This is a genomic window from Tistrella mobilis, from assembly GCF_039634785.1.
Taxonomy (GTDB): Bacteria; Pseudomonadota; Alphaproteobacteria; order Tistrellales; family Tistrellaceae; genus Tistrella; species Tistrella mobilis.
This window is the reverse complement of the sequence record NZ_JBBIAB010000011.1, coordinates 76,621-92,119: the sequence shown is the minus strand read 5'-3', so window position 1 is coordinate 92,119 and position 15,499 is coordinate 76,621. Positions and strand designations below refer to the sequence as shown.

Here is a 15,499-nt window from a genome sequence, read left to right as displayed (position 1 = left end):
CCACCACCTCCTCTCCCGGAGCCGGACATGACGCTGCTCATCGACCAGACCTTCGAGCGCACCCTCGACCGGCTGCTCGCCACCTACGCCACCCCCGACTGGCGGGGCGCCAGCCTGGATGCCTGGCTGTTCGAGGATGCCGGCCAGCGCCGCGCCGCCGAGGCGCGGTTCCGGGCGGCGGGGGTCGATGCCCGGCTGCACCCGGCCTACAAGCCGCTGATCGGCTTTTTCGTCGAGGATGCCCGCGCCGCCGGCCCCTTCACCCGGGTCGAACTCGGCTATCCGGTGGTGCCTGATGCGGGCGAGAACCGCTTCCGGCTGGAGGCCTATCCGCTGGCCGGCATGATCGGCGATGCCCGGCTGGATCTGGTGCCCGAAGCCGTGGCGGCGGGCGCCATGCCCGCTTACCGGCTGCGGCTGGAAGCGGCCGATGGCAGCCTCACCGACCTCACTTTGCCCGCCCCCAACCATCTGGCGGAAGACCATGTCGGCCAGATGCGGCTCTCGCCCACCGGCTGGCTGAAACTGGCCCATCCCGATGGCCGGCGGATCGACCAGCGGCTGGAAACCGAGTACGAGGCGCTGTTTCACCGCGCCATGGCGGTGATCACGGCCTGGGACTGGGGGGCGGACGAGCCCTTTTTCGAGACCCTGGAGATCCGCGTCGACCTGCCCGGCGCCGATACCCGCCTGCCGGTCGGCGAAGAGGTGATCAGCCTGCACGAGGCGCTGCACGAGGAGCTGTATTTCTCGCTGCTGGAACATTTCCAGCGCCATTCCGGCCGGCCGATCGGCGCCCGCGACCTTCAGCCCGGCCGGATCCTGCCCGACATCCGCAGCGCCGACGGCGCCCACCGCCTCAGGATCGAGACCCGGCCGCTGGATACCGGAGAGGCCGACTGGCCCGACCAGCCGCTGCACGAGGCCGAAGCCCCCTTCGGCATGGCCCAGATCAGGGCGGAACTCGACCGGATCGGCGGCGAGGTCTTCGTCGCCGGCTCCCGCGCAGGCCGGCCGGTGCTCGCCCGCCATCGCCAGGGCAGCGATCATCCGGTGATGATCAGCGGCGGCCAGCACGCCAACGAGGTCTCGGGCGTCGCCGGTGCGATCCGTGCCGCCGCCCTGCTCGCCGCCCGCCCGACCGCGCATTTCACCATCGCCCCGGTCGAAAACCCCGACGGCTATGCCATGCACCGCCGGCTGACCCGAAGCCAGCCCGACCATATGCATCATGCGGCGCGCTACACCGCACTCGGCGACGACCTCGAGTATCGCCGGCAGACGGGGCGTGGCCAGACCGGGCCGCTCTACGAAGCTGCGATCCGGGTGGAGGCGCAGGCGCGGACCGGTGCCGACCTGCATCTCAACCTGCACGGCTACCCGTCCCATGAATGGACCCGGCCGCTGACCGGCTATGTGCCGCGCGGTTTCGAGATGTGGACGGTGCCCAAGGGCTTCTTCCTGATCCTGCGCCATCATCCGGGCTGGGAAGACCGGGCCCGCCGGCTGCTGACCCGGGTGACCGCCGAGCTTGGCCGCCTGCCCGATCTGGCGGCCCTCAACGCCCGCCAGATCGCGCTTTACGAAATCCATGCCGGCCGGCTGGGCTTCGAGGTGATCGACGGCTTCCCCTGCATGGTCTCGGAACAGCCGGCTCAGGTGCCGGCGGTCACGCTGATCACCGAATATCCCGACGAAACCGTCTATGGCGCCGCCTTCCGGCTGGCCCATGAGGCCCAGACCCGGGCGGTGCTGGCCGCCTATGACGCCTGGCAGGAGATTGCGGGGGCCTGAGCCCCGCCCCTTCGGGTGCGACACCCGTCATGTATTTAAGAATAATTCTAACTTGCAAATTCAGGCCAGAGGCGTAGATCTGAGAATGAGTATCATTCTCTGATGAGGCCCCACCATGGGCATGCGTTCCATCGCCGCCGTTCTGCTCGCCCTCGTGATGTCCGGCGCCGCGGCCCTGCCGGCGCAGGCGGCCGAAAAGCTGAAGGTGCTGACCACCTTCACGGTGATCGCCGACATCGCCGCCAATGTCGCGGGCGATGCGGCCGAGGTGGTGTCGATCACGAAGCCCGGTGCCGATATCCATACCTACAGCCCCACCCCCGGCGACATCCGCCGGGCCCTGGGGGCCGGGCTGGTGCTGCGCAACGGGCTCAACCTCGAACTCTGGTTCGAGAAATTCCTGCGCAACCTGGGCGAGGTGCCGGCCGCGACCGTCTCGGACGGCATCAGCCCGATCGGCATCACCGAGGGCCCCTATGAGGGTAAGCCCAACCCGCATGCCTGGATGTCGCCCGAGGCGGTGAAGATCTATGTCGCCAATATCCGCGACGCCCTCTCGGCCGCCGATCCGGGCCACGCCGCAACCTATGCCGCCAATGCCGCCGCCTATGCAGCCCGGATCGATGCGGTGGCGGCACCGATCCGCGAACGGCTGGCGGCCCTGCCGCCGGACCGGCGCTGGCTGGTGACCAGCGAAGGCGCCTTTTCGTATCTCGCCCGCGATTTCGGGCTGAAGGAAGCCTGGATCTGGCCGATCAATGCCGATGGTCAGGGCACGCCCCAGCAGGTCCGCCGGGTGATCGATACGGTGCGCGCGCACGGGATCCCGGTCGTGTTCTCGGAAAGCACCGTCTCGCCCGATCCCGCCCGTCAGGTCGCCCGCGAGACGGGCGCGCGCTATGGCGGCGTGCTTTATGTCGACACGCTGACCGACGCCGACGGGCCGGTGCCGACCTATCTGGACCTGCTTCGCGTCACCGCCGGCCGCATCGCCGACGAACTCTCCCGTCCCTGATCCGACAGGATGCCCGTGCGATGACCCCGTCCTTTCCCCGCACCGCCGCCCGCGCCCGCACCCGTTTCCCCGAAACCGTCGCCGGTATCGAGGTCGAGGGCGTCACCGTCACCTATCGCAACGGCCTGACCGCGCTCCGCGATGCCGGCTTCCGGATCCCGCCCGGCAGCATCACCGCGCTGGTCGGCGTCAACGGTGCCGGCAAATCGACCCTGTTCAAGGCGATCATGGGGCTGGTCCGGCCGCGAGGCGGGCGGATCAGCATTCTGGGCCGGCCGGCCGCCCAGGCGCTCAAGGCCAATCTGGTCGCCTATGTGCCGCAGAGCGAGGAGGTCGACTGGACCTTCCCGGTGCTGGTGGAGGATGTGGTCATGATGGGCCGCTACGGCCATATGGGGCTGATGCGCCGGGCCAGGCCGCGCGATCATGCCGCCGTCGCGGCCGCACTCGACCGGGTCGGCATGACCGCCTTCCGCCGCCGCCAGATCGGCGAGCTGTCGGGCGGGCAGAAGAAGCGGGTCTTCCTGGCCCGCGCCATCGCCCAGGATGCCCGGGTCATCCTGCTCGACGAACCCATGACCGGGGTGGATGTCGGCACCGAAGACCAGATCATCGCCCTGCTCGAAGCCCTGCGCGACGAGGGAAGGGTGATGCTGGTCTCCACCCATAATCTGGGCAGCGTGCCCGAATTCTGCGACCGCTGCGTGCTGGTGAAGGGCACGGTGCTCGCCGCAGGGCCGACGGCCGAGGTCTTCACCCGCCGCAATCTGGAAGCGGCTTTCGGCGGCGCGCTCCGCCATGTGGTGCTGGAGGCGGCCGGTGCCGACGGCCGGTCGCTGGGCGTGATCACCGATGACGAGCGGCCGCTGCTGCTGCGCGGCGGCCGTACCACCACCCGCCGCGACGGATCGGGAGATGTGGAGGTGGCGCGATGACCACCCTGCTCGCCCCCTTCGCCTATGACTACATGGTCAACGCGATCTGGGTCTCGGCCCTGGTCGGCGGGGTCTGCGGCCTGCTCTCGTGCTATCTGATGCTGAAGGGCTGGTCGCTGATCGGCGATGCGCTGTCCCATGCCATCGTGCCGGGCGTGGCCGGCGCCTGGATGATCGGCCTGCCCTTCTCGCTGGGCGCTTTCCTGGCGGGCGGGCTCGCGGCCGGCGCGATGCTGTTCATCCGCCGCCGCAGCCGCCTGAAAGAGGATGCGGTGATCGGGCTGATCTTCTCGGCCTTCTTCGGGCTCGGCCTGTTCATGGTCTCGGTCTCGCCGGTCCCGGTGGATGTGCAGGCGATCGTGCTCGGCAACATCCTGGCGGTCACGCCTGATGACAGGGTCCAGCTGGTGCTGATCTCGGCGGTCACGCTTGCCGTGCTGGCGGTCATCTGGAAGGACCTGATGGTGGTGTTCTTCGACGAGATCCATGCCCGCTCGATCGGTCTTGCGGTCACCCGGCTCAAGCTCGTCTTCTTCACCCTGCTCTCAGCCGCAACCGTCGCCGCACTCCAGACCGTCGGCGCCTTTCTGGTGATCTCGCTGGTGGTGGCGCCGGGGGCGACCGCCTTCCTGCTCACCGACCGCTTCCCAAGGCTGCTGATCATCGCCGGCCTGATCGGCTCGCTCACCAGCCTGGCCGGCGCCTATGCCAGCTATTTCCTGGACGGCGCCACCGGCGGGATCATCGTCGTTCTGCAGACCCTGATCTTCCTGGCGGCCTTCCTGTTCGCGCCGCGCCACGGGCTGATCGCCGCCCGGCGGCGGCGGATGTCGTCGGCCGAAGGGAGGGTCGCATGACCACCGCGATCGATCTGCTGATCACCCCCTTCCGCTTCGGCTTCATGGCCGACGCGCTGATCATCTCGCTGCTGGTGGCGGTGCCGGCAGCGCTGCTGTCGTGCTTTCTGGTGCTGAAGGGCTGGTCGCTGCTGGGCGATGCCATCTCCCATGCCGTGCTGCCGGGGGTGGTGATCTCCTATGCGCTGGGCCTGCCCTATGTCGCCGGCGCCTTTGCCGCCGGTCTCGCCTGTGCGGTGGGCACCGGCTATATCGGCGACCATTCCCGGGTGAAGCCCGATACGGTGATGGGCGTGGTCTATTCGGGCATGTTCGGCGCGGGGCTGGTGCTCTATGTCTGGATCCGCCCGGATGTGCATCTGGACCATATCCTGTTCGGCGACATGCTGGGCGTCGCGCGCGCCGACATTCTGCTCTCCGGCGGGATCGCGCTGGTGACCACCGCGGCGATCGCCGTCAAATGGCGCGACCTGCAGCTCCATGCCTTCGATCCGGTGCAGGCACGCGCGGTCGGGCTGCCGACCCGGCTTCTGCATTACGGCCTGCTCTGCCTGATTTCGGCGACGGTGGTGGGCGCCCTGGCCGCCGTCGGCATCATCCTGGTCATCGCCCTGCTGATCGCCCCGGGCGCCATCGCCCTGCTGGTCACCCGCAGCCTGGGGCGGATGCTGCTGGTCGCCGTGGCGGTGGCCGCCGGCGCCTCGGCAGCGGGCCTCATCGCCGCCTTCTACATCGATGCGGCACCGGCGCCGACCATCGTGCTGCTGCTGGCGGCCGGCTTCGTGGCGGCCTTCGCCATATCGGGTCAACGGGCGGCGATCGCGGCACGCGGCTGACATGGCGCCGTCTGCAGCGCCCGGCTATTCTGAACGTCCTGCGGCCCGCCCGGTGCCGCGGCCAGGACCCGGGGTGCAGCGCGCGCATGAAGCTTCTTCTCGCCGATGATCACGAGATCTTCCGCGATGGCATCCGCATGCTGATCGAGGCGCGCACCCCGCACCGCATCGTCTGCGAGACGGCATCGGGGAGCGAGATCGGCCGGCTGGTCCAGACCCATGCCCCCGATCTGGCGGTGCTGGATTATCAGATGCCGGGGGCCGAGATCACCGCGGTGACCGCCTGGCTGAAGAAGCGGTTTCCGGCGCTCAGGATCGTGATCCTGACCGGCACCACCTCGGGCGTGCTGCATGCAAGGCTGGTCGAAGCGGGGGCCGATGCCGTGCTGCCCAAGGCGGGCGATGCCGAAACCCTGCTGAAGGCGCTGGAGGCGGTCGCCGCCGGCCGGCAGGTGCTGCCCCAGGCGATCCGCGAGGGGATCGCGGCCGGGGCAGAGGCGCTGTCGCTCACCCAGCGCGAATATCAGGTGCTGCGGCTGGTCTGCCAGGGGCTGGGCAATGCCGAGATCGCCGCCCGCTTCAACCTGTCGGACCGGACCATCGCCAAGCATCGCGAGAACCTGTTCCGCAAGCTCGGCGTCGGCAGCGCCGCCCAGGCGATCAACCGCGCCACCGAACTGGGGCTGATCTGACCATGGCGGCCGGGATGCTGCGGCTGCTGACGATGATCCCGGCCCTGCTGCCGCTCGTCTTCGCCGCCGCGGCCGTCGCCTCGCCCGCAACCGGGCCACTGCGCTGGATCACCCTGCCGGTAGAGACGGCGGCGGCGGGGGAGGCGGCGGGGGATTTCGTGCTGAGCTTCGGGGTTGCCGATGCCGAAGCGCTGGTCGTCCGGCTCGACCATGACGGGGAAAGCCGCCTGCTGCTGGTCCAGACCCCCGACAGCGGCTTCGCCACCCGCCCGATCGCGGCACCGATGCTGGCCATGCCCGTGCAGCTTCCGCCCGGCATCTCGACACTGGTGGTCGGCTACCGGCTGCATGCCGACACGCCCCTTCAGCTCAGGCTCCGCACGGCCGCGGATTACGACCACTGGCAGGCGACGCGGCATCTGCTCGACGGTGTGCTGCTCGGCCTGTTCGTGACGATGATCGTGGTGGCGCTGCTGCATTTCTTCGCCCTGCGCAGCCCGGAATACCTGCTCTATGTCGCGACCTGCGGCATGGTGCTCGCCTTCCTGGCCCAGATCGGCGGCTATGGCTTCATGTATCTCTGGCCAGAGGCGCCGGGCTGGAACCAGGTGGCACCGATCCTGTTCATGGGCGGGGTGCAGCTCGCCCATCTGGCCTTCACCATCCGTCTGCTCGATCTGCGCCGGCGCGCGCCGCTTCTGCGCCGGGCCATGCTCCTGATCGTGGCGGCGGTGCCGGCGGGCTTCGCGGTCTTCTTCCTGACGGGGACGCTGACACCGCTTTTCGCGCTCTCGGTGCTCTACACGCCCCTGCTGCTGATCGCAGGTCTGGGGGCGGTGCGGGACGGGGTGGCCGGTGCCCGCTTCTTCCTGGCCGGTGCCGCCGCGCTGGTGCTGTTCGTGAACCTCGCCTTCGGGGCCGGGGTGGTGGGCGGGGTTCCGCTGCCCGGGGGCGATGTTTTCCTCTATCCCAAGCTCGGCTATCTGATCGAGGCCGCCTGTTTCGCCGGCGCCCTGGCCGACCGGCTGCGGGTGGCGCGGGCACAGGCCGAAACGGCGCTGCGGTTGCGGCTGATCGATGCCGAGGAACTCGCCCGCGCCGAGGCCGGGAAATACCAGGCGCTGCGCATCGCCCATGAGCGGCAGCTGGCGCTCGCCGCCTCGGGCCATGATCTCGCCCAGCCCCTGCAATCGATCCGCCTGGCCCTCACCGCCATGCGCGACGACGAGGAGAACCGCCGGATCCGGGCGCATATCGACCGGGCGCTCGACCTCACCCGGCTGATGATCGACGAGCTGATCCAGGGAGCCCGGCGCGCCCCCGCCGTGCTGCCGCTGGATCTCGCCGAGGTGTTCGAGGATCTGGCCGAACGCCACGGCCCCCAGGCCGCGGCGCGGCGGATGCGGCTTCGCCTGGTGCCGACGACCGCCCGGGTCGAGGCCTCGCAGCTGGTGCTGACCCGGATCCTCGACAATCTGATCGGCAATGCGCTGCGCTATGGCCGCAGCCGCGTGGTCGCCGGGGTGCGCCACCGGCCGGGTTTCCTGTCGATCGAAATCCACGACGACGGGCCGGGCATCAGCCCGGCAGAGCGCGACCGCCTGCTCGCCCCCTTCGTCCAGGGCGGCGGCCAGGCCGGGGCCGAGGGCTTCGGGCTCGGCCTGCACATCGTGCAGCGGCTGTCGGCCCAGTCCGGCTTCGGGCTCGACATCCGCGCGCGGCCCGGGCGGGGCAGCGTGTTCACGATCAGCATTCCCCGCACGCCCCGCTGAGCCGCGAAAACCGCTCCCGACCCCCTCGAATTACGCGCCTGAGCGTATTCATCGCCCCCGGCCCCACGGCCTAGTCTGCCGCCATGACGACGCGACGGGCGTTGCGGGACAGACGGGGACGAGAACGATGCTGAGTGACATCTGGCGGGGAATGGTGGCCCTTGCGGACTGGCGGGGCTGGCTGCGGATCGCAGCCGGGCGGCCCGAGGTCGACGTAGTGTTCATCACCAATCTGCGGGACGAGGCTGACCGGCGGCGCTTCTTCGGCCGCAAGGCGCCGGTATTGGGCCATGCCAACGGGCCGCGCATGCATCTGGACGGTGTCGCCGGCCGGGTGCGCGGCATCTATGTCACCGCGGCCGAGATGATGACCAGAGAGGGCCGCCGCGAGGCCCGCGACCGCTTCATCGCCGCCTGCCAGTGGGCAGAGGCCCGCGGTGCCCGCACGGTGCTGCTCGCCGCCTCCACCAAGCGGCTGTTCGGCCGCGACGGCCGGGCGCTGAAGGAGATGTTCCCCAACCTGGTCTTCACCATCGGCGACAACGGCACCTCCAGCCTGCTGATCCGCGACGTCCGCGCCGCCCTGTCGCGGGCGGATCTCGCCCCCGGCCGGGCACGGGTGATGGTGATCTGCCCCTATGGCATTCTGGGCCGGATGATCACCCGCCGGCTGGTCGGCGACGGTTTCGAGGTGGTCGGCTATGGCGCCAACCCGGCCGCCCTGGCCGAGACCGCCTCGGATTTCGGCATCGCCACCACCACCGATCTCGACCGGGTGGGCCGGGTGGACGCGGTCGTGGCCTGCACCCATAACGACGCGTCGAAGCTGACGGCTGAGGGCATCGCAATGCTGCGCCGCTCCGGCCGCCGCCTGCTGGTGGTGGATGTGGCCGAGCCGGCCAATCTGGATCAGGCGGTTTACCAACGCCAGACGGCAGTGGTGGTGCGCCAGGATGCCGGCAACGGCCATGCCCGGGGGCTGCGCTATGTGCTGGGCGCCTTGTCGTGGCGCAAGCTCACCCTGTCGCGCGGCGTCATCTTCGGCTGCTTCGCCGAGGCCATGACCCTGCACCACGCCATCCACCGCCAGGGCCGCACCGACCTCGCCGCCCGCGACTGGTTCGTCATCGACGACGCCAACCTCGCCGAGGTCGAAACCCTGATGACCGGCATCGGCTTCGAACCCCCGGCACCACGCTGTTTCGGGCGGCCGGTGGAGAGTTTCCGGCTGGCGATCAAAGAGGCGGACGAGCTGCCCTCCTCAGCCTCTCCGACACGTCCAGTCAGCATCAGCTGAAGGCCGCGATGACCGTCTCGATCGGAAGCAGGAGCAGGCGGCTTTCCTCCGGGTACTCGATAAAATCAGCGCAGTTCAGGTAGAAGCGCTTGGCGCGTTCGTCCTTCGCCTGTACGAGCACGGCACTTATGCCAAGGGTGCGAGATGCGGCGGCGATACGACCAAACGCGTCCAACAACAGATCGGCGCCGAGGCCCTGCCCGGCGTGATCCAGGCTGACCGCCAGACGGCCGATGACTGACACAGGTATCATGTCGGGGGCATTCCGACGCAGCTTGCCGGGAACGGCAGCACGCCCGAGAGCCCCCGCTGAAATGCAGTAATAGCCAACCACCTTCCGGCCGCGGCACATCACATAGGTTCTTGAGAAACGGCCTTCGTTGCGGAGGGCGCGATGCCGCAGCCAGGCATCCAGCTCAGGCGATCCGCAACTAAAAGTTGATAAATCGTGCTCAGGACTGAGGGGCTGGGGAGAGGTCAGCGCCTCTCCACCCTCGATCTCGCCGCCTATTTCTCCCATGCCGGTGTCCGCTTGACGAGTTTGCGGAGCTTCGGTCCGGGCGCGGGCGGATTATCAAGCACCTGCAGAAAGGCGTCGTAACGCGCCGGATCGAGCAGAAAGAGCCGCTGGTCGAGGATCACGTCAATGGCGAGACTGCGGGCACTTTCGACCATGAACTCGGTGCGGGTCTTGCCCAATGCCTGCGCTGCCTCGTCGATGAGCTGCCGGGTTCCGGCATCAATCCTGAGATTGATGCTGGCCTTGGTATCCGGCGTAGCGCCACGCTCCGCAACTGTGGTCGCGAAGGCATCCGGAGCATCATGCATGGCGGGTCTGCGGATCCTGGTCATGATCCGAATATGGCTCGGCGTATCTACATCGTCAATACGCCGCTCACCAAGACGCTGAAGCCGCAGCCGTCAAGGTGTTGACGAAGAAGGGCCGGACAGGTCACCCCGTCCGGCCCGTCGCTGGCGGATCTCCGCCCCCGCGGTCAGGCGGTGGCGAATTTGCCGGCCAGGGCGTCCTCGATCAGGCGGATGGTCTCGGGCCGGCCGTAGAGCTGGATGAACGAGCCCATGCGCGGGCCCTGTTCCTGGCCGAGCAGCACTTCGTAGAGCAGCTTGAACCAGGCGCGCAGGTTCTCGAAGCCATGGGCCTTGCCCACCTCGTAGACCTCGTCCTGGATCGCCTCGGCGGTGGCGTCGGCCGGCAGGTCGCCGAGCCTTGCCGCCAGGGCCTCGATCGCCGCGCGCTCGGCCGCGTCCGGCAGCTTGTAGCGCTTCTGCGGCTTCACGAAATCCTGGTAATAATTCACCGCATAGCCGACCAGCCGGTCCAGATCGGGCTGGGTTTCGGGCGTCGCCTCGGGGGCGTAGCGGGTGATGAAGCCCCACAGCACCGACTTGTCCTCGGCATTGCAGGCGCTGGCCAGGTTGAGCAGCATCGAGAAGCCGACCGGCGGCTCGCCTGCCGGCGGGTTGCCGCCATGGATGTGCCAGGCCGGGTTCTCCAGCGTCTTCGCCGGCTCGTCCGCGGCGTGGAAGCCGCGGAGATGGGCGTAATAATCGTCCACCGCCCGCGGGATCACATCGAAATACAGCCGCTTGGCGCGCTTGGGCTGCTGGAACATGAACAGCGACAGGCTTTCGGGCGAGCCATAGCGCAGCCAGTCTTCGATGCTGAGCCCGTTGCCCTTCGACTTCGAGATCTTCTGGCCCTCGGCATCGAGGAACAGTTCATAGGCGAAGCCGTTCGGCTGGCGGCCGCCCAGGATGCGGGCAATCTTGCCCGACAGTTCGGCCGAGGGGATCAGATCCTTGCCGTACATCTCGTAGTCGACGTCGAGCGCCACCCAGCGCATCGCCCAATCGGCCTTCCACTGCAGCTTGGCCCGGCCACCGGTCACCGGCTGCTCCACCGTCGTGCCGTCCTCGTCCTGGAAGACGATGGTGGCGGCGGCGGCGTCATAGGACAGGATCGGCACCTGCAGCACCCGGCCGGTCGCGGGGCTGACCGGCAGGATCGGGCTGTAGGTCTTCTGCCGTTCCTCGCCCAGCGTCGGCAGCATGACCTTCATGATCTCGTCATAGCGCTCCAGCACCCGGCGCAGCGCATCGTCGAAGGCGCCAGCGCGGTAGCAGTCGGTCGCCGAGCGGAACTCGTAATCGAAGCCGAAAGCATCGAGGAAGGCGCGCAGCCGGGCATTGTTGTGGGCGCCGAAGCTTGCATGGGTGCCAAACGGATCCGGCACCGCCGTCAGCGGCTTGCCCAGCGCACCGCGCACCAGTTCCTGGTTCGGAATATTGTCCGGAACCTTGCGCAGCCCGTCCATGTCGTCGGAAAAGGCGATCAGCTTCGTGGGCATGCCGGTCAGCTGCTCGAAGGCCCGGCGCACCATGGTGGTGCGGGCCACCTCGCCGAAGGTGCCGATATGGGGCAGGCCCGAGGGGCCGTAGCCGGTCTCGAACAGCACATAGCCCTTCGCGGGCAGTTTGCCGTCCAGCCGCTTTGCCAGATCCTGGGCTTCCTTGAACGGCCAGGCCTTGGCCTCGGCCGCGAGACGGCGATCGACGGTCATGATGGGACGCATCCCTGCGAAGGGTTGATGGATGGGAACGCGGCGAAGGTATGCGCAGCGGCGGCGGGGGTCAATCGAGCCGATCTCATACAAGGCCGGCTTCATCTGCATGGCCGAACTGGTACAAGACGCGAACAACCCCTATAACCTACGGGCACGCCCGCGCGATCGCAGCCATCACCCCTGACGAACGAGCCCCGCGACCGGACCCCGATGCCAGCCCAAGACGACGCCTTCCGGGGTCTCGATCCCGCCCGCACCGACCCGCTGAACGCACCCGTTCTGGTGGCGCGTCGCGGCCGCGGCTATTGGAGCGCGCGGCCGGGCGAGACCTCGCGGGCACTGCGTCCCGACCGGGTGGCGACCGCCTGGCACAATCATCAGCCGCTGGTGATCCACAAACCGGCGACGGCGCGACGGCTGGGGCTGGATCCCGTCCAGCTCGAAGCCTTCGACCTGCTGGAACTCTTCGCCTTCATCAACCCGGCGGAAACCCCGCCGCCCACCGCGCGCGGCCTTGCCGCGGCGCTGGACGTGGAGCTGCCCGGCGCCGATCCCGCGGACGAGATCGCCTGCATCCGCGCCATCGCCCGCCGGCTGCTCAAGGTCGCCTCGATCAAGCTGCGCCTGCCCGAACCCGCCGCCCTGCTGCACGAGGCGGCGCAGGCCGGCTGGATCTGGGCCCGGCCGCTGATCCAGGCCTCGGGCGCGGTGCCGCCCGCCGACAGCTGGGGGCTGAAGGTCTGGGGGCGGCTGCCCGAATGGCAGGAACAGCCGCCCGAAGGCCGCCCCACCCAGCTGGGCGTGCTGCCCGAAGAGGCAGTGCAGCGGCTGGAGCGGCTGACCGGTGCCGGCGCCGAGCCGCGCCCGGAACAGCGCCGCTATGCCATGCATGCCAGCCTGGCCTTCGCCGCCCGCCATGAAGGCCAGGGCCCGGCCCTGGTGCTGGCCGAAGCCGGCACCGGCACCGGCAAGACGCTCGGCTATATCGCCCCCTCCAGCCTCTGGGCCGAGAAGAACGGCGGCACGGTCTGGATCAGCACCTATACCAAGAACCTGCAGAAGCAGATCGACGACGAACTCGACCGGCTCTATCCCGATCCGGACGAGAAGGCGCGGCGCGTGGTGGTGCGCAAGGGCCGCGAGAACTATCTTTGCCTGCTGAACTATCAGGAGGCCATGCGCCGCACCGATACCGGCCCCGACCGGGCGGGGCTGGTGCTGACCGCCCGCTGGATCGGCGCCACCCGCGACGGTGCGCTTTATGGCGGCGACTTCCCGGGCTGGTTGTCGGAACTGGTCGGCCGGCGGGCGACGCTGGACCTCACCGATCATCGGGGCGAGTGCATCTATTCGGCCTGCGAGCACTATCGCCGCTGCTTCATCGAACGCGCACAGCGCCGCTCGCGCCGGGCGCGGATCGTGGTTGCCAATCATGCCCTGGTGATGGTTCAGGCGGCGACCGGCGGCGATGATCAATACGGCCCCGATCGCTTCGTCTTCGACGAGGGCCATCACCTGTTCGACGCGGCCGATGCCGCCTTCGCCGTCGACCTGTCGGGGCGCGAGGGCGAGGAACTGCGCCGCTGGATCGCCGGCCGCGAGACCCAGCGCCGCAGCCGCGCCCGTGGCCTGCGCGACCGGGTGGGCGATCTGGTCGCCGGCCGCCCGGCTGCGGAAGAGGCGCTGGCCGAGGCGATTCGCGCCGCCCGCGCCCTGCCGGCCGAGGGCTGGCGCCAGCGGCTGGAAGACGGCCTGCCCGAGGGGCCGTTCGAGGTGTTCCTGGCCCGCGCCCGCGGCACCGTGCTTGCCCGTGCCGCGGGCGATGCCGATGCGCCCTATGGGCTGGAGGCGCCGGTCGCCCCGCCGGCCCCCGATTTCATCGTGGCAGCCACAGAGCTTGAAGCCGCACTCCGCCTGCTGGAAGTGCCGCTCGGCCGGCTGTCGGAAGCGCTGGCCGGCATGCTGGACGAAGAGGCCGACACGCTGGAGCCGGGGGACCGGGCGCGGATCGATGCCACCGCCCGGGCGATCAGCCGCCGCGCCGCGGGGCTGGTCAAATCCTGGCGCGAGATGCTGGGCGCGGTGGAAGAGGGCCCGCCCGCCCATCATGTCGACTGGCTGGCCATCGACCGCGCCTTCGGCCGCGATGTCGATGTGGCGCTGAAGCGGCGCTGGATCGACCCGATGCTGCCCTTTGCGCGGGTGTTCGGCGAGCGCGCCCGCGGCCTGCTGGTGACATCCGCCACCCTGACCGGCGGACGGCTGCCCGCCCGGGCCAAAGCGACGGCGCCCGAGGGCGACGGCGACGGCGACCCGCCAGCGACGGCAGAAACCCGCGACGGTCTGGACTGGCGGACGGCCTTCACCCGATCGGGCGCCCGCCACATTCCCGGCACGCCGCAGACGCTGAGCCTGCCCTCGCCCTTCGATTACGGCGCCTCGGCGCTGGCCCTGGTGGTGACCGATCTGCGCCGGTCCTCGGCCGACCAGATCTCGGCCGCCTATCGCGAACTGTTCCTGGCGGCAGAGGGCGGCGCGCTCGGCCTGTTCACCGCCGTGCGCCGCCTGCGCGTGGTGCACGACCGGATCGCGGCGGCGCTGGAAGAGGCGGGGGTGTCCCTTTACGCCCAGCATGTCGATCCGCTGGACACCGCCACCCTGGTCGACATCTTCCGCGCCGAGGAAGAAAGCTGCCTGCTGGGCACAGATGCGGTACGCGACGGCGTCGACGTGCCCGGGCGGTCGCTGCGCCTGCTGGTCGCCGACCGGGTGCCCTGGCCGCGGCCCGACATTCTGCACCGGGCCCGGCGGCTCGCCTTCGGCGGCAGCCATTACGACGACGCCATCGTCCGGCTGCGGCTGCGCCAGGCCTTCGGCCGGCTGATCCGGGCGCGGGAGGATCGCGGCGTCTTCGTGCTGCTGGACGGTGCCCTGCCCACAAGGCTGACCACCGCCTTCCCCGAAGGCGTGACGGTGGAACGGGTCGGCATCGCCGAGGCAATCCGTCGCACCCGTGCCTTTCTGCACCCGCAAGCCGGCCAGGATCGGGACCGGCGGGACGGGGCCGGCTTGCCCCTGCCCGAGGCTTCCGGTAACAATCGGGGACCGGCGGTGCCGGGCGCCCGGAAACCGGGGGACCGGCAACAGGACAACCGGCGCCCGGACGACATCTCCGGCTGACGACACCACCTCCTCATCGCATCTCCCGCCCCTCGACGGTTGACGGTAAATGGCTGCTCATCACTCCGCATTGATCCACACCATGGTTCTGATCTCCGCCGCCGATCGCGAGATGACCGATTTCGAGATGAAGGCGATCGGCGACACGGTGCAGGGCCTGCCCGTGTTCCGCGATTTCGACGCGACCACGCTGCCCGCCATCGCATCGGATTGCGTCGGCATGCTCCAGAACGAGGACGGGCTGGATGCCGTGCTCGACCATCTGGCCGCCGACCTGCCGGCGAAGCTGCGCGAGACCGCCTATGCGCTGGCCTGCGAAGTGGCCGCCGCCAACGGCTCGGTCAGCCAGGAGGTGATGCGCCTGCTCGAAATCCTGCGCCATCATCTGAACATCGACCGCCTGATCGCGGCTGCGATCGAGCGCGGCGTCCGCGCCCGCTATGCCCATCTCTGATCGGCAGAGCCGGTGAACGAAACCGCCCCGCCCCGACCGTCGCGCGCAAGGCGCAGACCGGCCGCCCCCACCACCGAAGCGG

General features: G+C 69.5%; 13 protein-coding genes. 10 read left to right on the top strand and 3 right to left on the bottom strand.

Going from position 1 to position 15,499, the window contains the following annotated elements; all coding sequences use genetic code 11:
• The first annotated feature begins 27 nt into the window (after positions 1 to 27).
• The 8 genes from WI697_RS16805 to WI697_RS16770 all read left to right on the top strand — a co-directional run bounded on the left by WI697_RS16805 (position 28) and on the right by WI697_RS16770 (position 9,198).
• On the top strand, positions 28 to 1,794 hold the full coding sequence (locus WI697_RS16805; RefSeq protein WP_345959237.1) for a M14 family metallopeptidase: 1,767 nt from the start codon (positions 28 to 30) through the stop codon (positions 1,792 to 1,794).
• A gap of 115 nt (positions 1,795 to 1,909) precedes the next feature.
• Positions 1,910 to 2,809, top strand: a complete 900-nt coding sequence (locus tag WI697_RS16800; RefSeq protein WP_345959236.1) for a metal ABC transporter substrate-binding protein — start codon at positions 1,910 to 1,912, stop codon at positions 2,807 to 2,809.
• Between the two features lie 20 nt (positions 2,810 to 2,829).
• The gene (locus WI697_RS16795; RefSeq protein WP_345959235.1) at positions 2,830 to 3,744 is read left to right on the top strand and encodes a manganese/iron ABC transporter ATP-binding protein; all 915 of its coding nucleotides are present in this window, start codon (positions 2,830 to 2,832) and stop codon (positions 3,742 to 3,744) included.
• Complete coding sequence (locus WI697_RS16790) at positions 3,741 to 4,601, top strand: metal ABC transporter permease (RefSeq protein ID WP_345959234.1); 861 nt, start codon at positions 3,741 to 3,743, stop codon at positions 4,599 to 4,601. Before WI697_RS16795 ends, WI697_RS16790 begins: the two co-directional genes overlap by 4 nt.
• A complete protein-coding gene (locus tag WI697_RS16785) occupies positions 4,598 to 5,437 on the top strand; it encodes a metal ABC transporter permease (protein WP_062761197.1) in 840 nt (279 codons plus the stop codon). The genes WI697_RS16790 and WI697_RS16785 overlap by 4 nt, the downstream gene beginning before the upstream one ends.
• An 86-nt stretch (positions 5,438 to 5,523) precedes the next feature.
• Positions 5,524 to 6,129 (top strand): LuxR C-terminal-related transcriptional regulator, encoded by a 606-nt coding sequence (locus tag WI697_RS16780; protein ID WP_062761199.1) that lies wholly within the window; start codon positions 5,524 to 5,526, stop codon positions 6,127 to 6,129.
• A gap of 2 nt (positions 6,130 to 6,131) precedes the next feature.
• Positions 6,132 to 7,901 carry a sensor histidine kinase gene (locus WI697_RS16775; RefSeq protein WP_345959233.1) on the top strand — a complete coding sequence of 590 codons (1,770 nt, stop codon included), beginning with the start codon at positions 6,132 to 6,134 and terminating at the stop codon, positions 7,899 to 7,901.
• Positions 7,902 to 8,028: 127 nt separating this feature from the next.
• On the top strand, positions 8,029 to 9,198 hold the full coding sequence (locus WI697_RS16770; protein ID WP_345959232.1) for a hypothetical protein: 1,170 nt from the start codon (positions 8,029 to 8,031) through the stop codon (positions 9,196 to 9,198).
• Here the strand turns inward: WI697_RS16770 and WI697_RS16765 are convergent.
• The 3 genes from WI697_RS16765 to WI697_RS16755 all read right to left on the bottom strand — a co-directional run bounded on the left by WI697_RS16765 (position 9,191) and on the right by WI697_RS16755 (position 11,780).
• Positions 9,191 to 9,718, bottom strand: a complete 528-nt coding sequence (locus WI697_RS16765) for a GNAT family N-acetyltransferase (protein ID WP_345959231.1) — start codon at positions 9,716 to 9,718, stop codon at positions 9,191 to 9,193. The two genes, WI697_RS16770 and WI697_RS16765, sit on opposite strands and share 8 nt — an antisense overlap.
• Positions 9,706 to 10,026 (bottom strand): type II toxin-antitoxin system TacA family antitoxin, encoded by a 321-nt coding sequence (locus WI697_RS16760; protein ID WP_345959303.1) that lies wholly within the window; start codon positions 10,024 to 10,026, stop codon positions 9,706 to 9,708. The genes WI697_RS16765 and WI697_RS16760 overlap by 13 nt, the downstream gene beginning before the upstream one ends.
• A gap of 167 nt (positions 10,027 to 10,193) precedes the next feature.
• The gene (locus tag WI697_RS16755) at positions 10,194 to 11,780 is read right to left on the bottom strand and encodes a lysine--tRNA ligase (RefSeq protein WP_062761209.1); all 1,587 of its coding nucleotides are present in this window, start codon (positions 11,778 to 11,780) and stop codon (positions 10,194 to 10,196) included.
• 213 nt (positions 11,781 to 11,993) lie between these two features.
• Here WI697_RS16755 and WI697_RS16750 point away from each other — a divergent pair, with 213 nt between their 5' ends.
• Positions 11,994 to 14,963 (top strand): ATP-dependent DNA helicase, encoded by a 2,970-nt coding sequence (locus tag WI697_RS16750; protein WP_345959230.1) that lies wholly within the window; start codon positions 11,994 to 11,996, stop codon positions 14,961 to 14,963.
• A 49-nt stretch (positions 14,964 to 15,012) separates the two neighbouring features.
• On the top strand, positions 15,013 to 15,417 hold the full coding sequence (locus WI697_RS16745) for a tellurite resistance TerB family protein (RefSeq protein ID WP_041604976.1): 405 nt from the start codon (positions 15,013 to 15,015) through the stop codon (positions 15,415 to 15,417).
• Positions 15,418 to 15,499: the final 82 nt, after the last annotated feature.

Excerpts from the sequence above, each read along its gene's own strand:
- WI697_RS16790 (WP_345959234.1), top strand. The coding sequence starts at position 3,741 with ATGACCACCCTGCTCGCCCCCTTCGCCTATGACTACATGGTCAACGCG.
- WI697_RS16760 (WP_345959303.1), bottom strand. The coding sequence starts at position 10,026 with ATGCATGATGCTCCGGATGCCTTCGCGACCACAGTTGCGGAGCGTGGC.
- WI697_RS16755 (WP_062761209.1), bottom strand. The coding sequence starts at position 11,780 with ATGACCGTCGATCGCCGTCTCGCGGCCGAGGCCAAGGCCTGGCCGTTC.
- WI697_RS16770 (WP_345959232.1), top strand. The coding sequence starts at position 8,029 with ATGCTGAGTGACATCTGGCGGGGAATGGTGGCCCTTGCGGACTGGCGG.
- WI697_RS16780 (WP_062761199.1), top strand. The coding sequence starts at position 5,524 with ATGAAGCTTCTTCTCGCCGATGATCACGAGATCTTCCGCGATGGCATC.
- WI697_RS16750 (WP_345959230.1), top strand. The coding sequence starts at position 11,994 with ATGCCAGCCCAAGACGACGCCTTCCGGGGTCTCGATCCCGCCCGCACC.
- WI697_RS16785 (WP_062761197.1), top strand. The coding sequence starts at position 4,598 with ATGACCACCGCGATCGATCTGCTGATCACCCCCTTCCGCTTCGGCTTC.
- WI697_RS16800 (WP_345959236.1), top strand. The coding sequence starts at position 1,910 with ATGGGCATGCGTTCCATCGCCGCCGTTCTGCTCGCCCTCGTGATGTCC.
- WI697_RS16795 (WP_345959235.1), top strand. The coding sequence starts at position 2,830 with ATGACCCCGTCCTTTCCCCGCACCGCCGCCCGCGCCCGCACCCGTTTC.
- WI697_RS16745 (WP_041604976.1), top strand. The coding sequence starts at position 15,013 with ATGGCTGCTCATCACTCCGCATTGATCCACACCATGGTTCTGATCTCC.
- WI697_RS16765 (WP_345959231.1), bottom strand. The coding sequence starts at position 9,718 with ATGGGAGAAATAGGCGGCGAGATCGAGGGTGGAGAGGCGCTGACCTCT.
- WI697_RS16805 (WP_345959237.1), top strand. The coding sequence starts at position 28 with ATGACGCTGCTCATCGACCAGACCTTCGAGCGCACCCTCGACCGGCTG.
- WI697_RS16775 (WP_345959233.1), top strand. The coding sequence starts at position 6,132 with ATGGCGGCCGGGATGCTGCGGCTGCTGACGATGATCCCGGCCCTGCTG.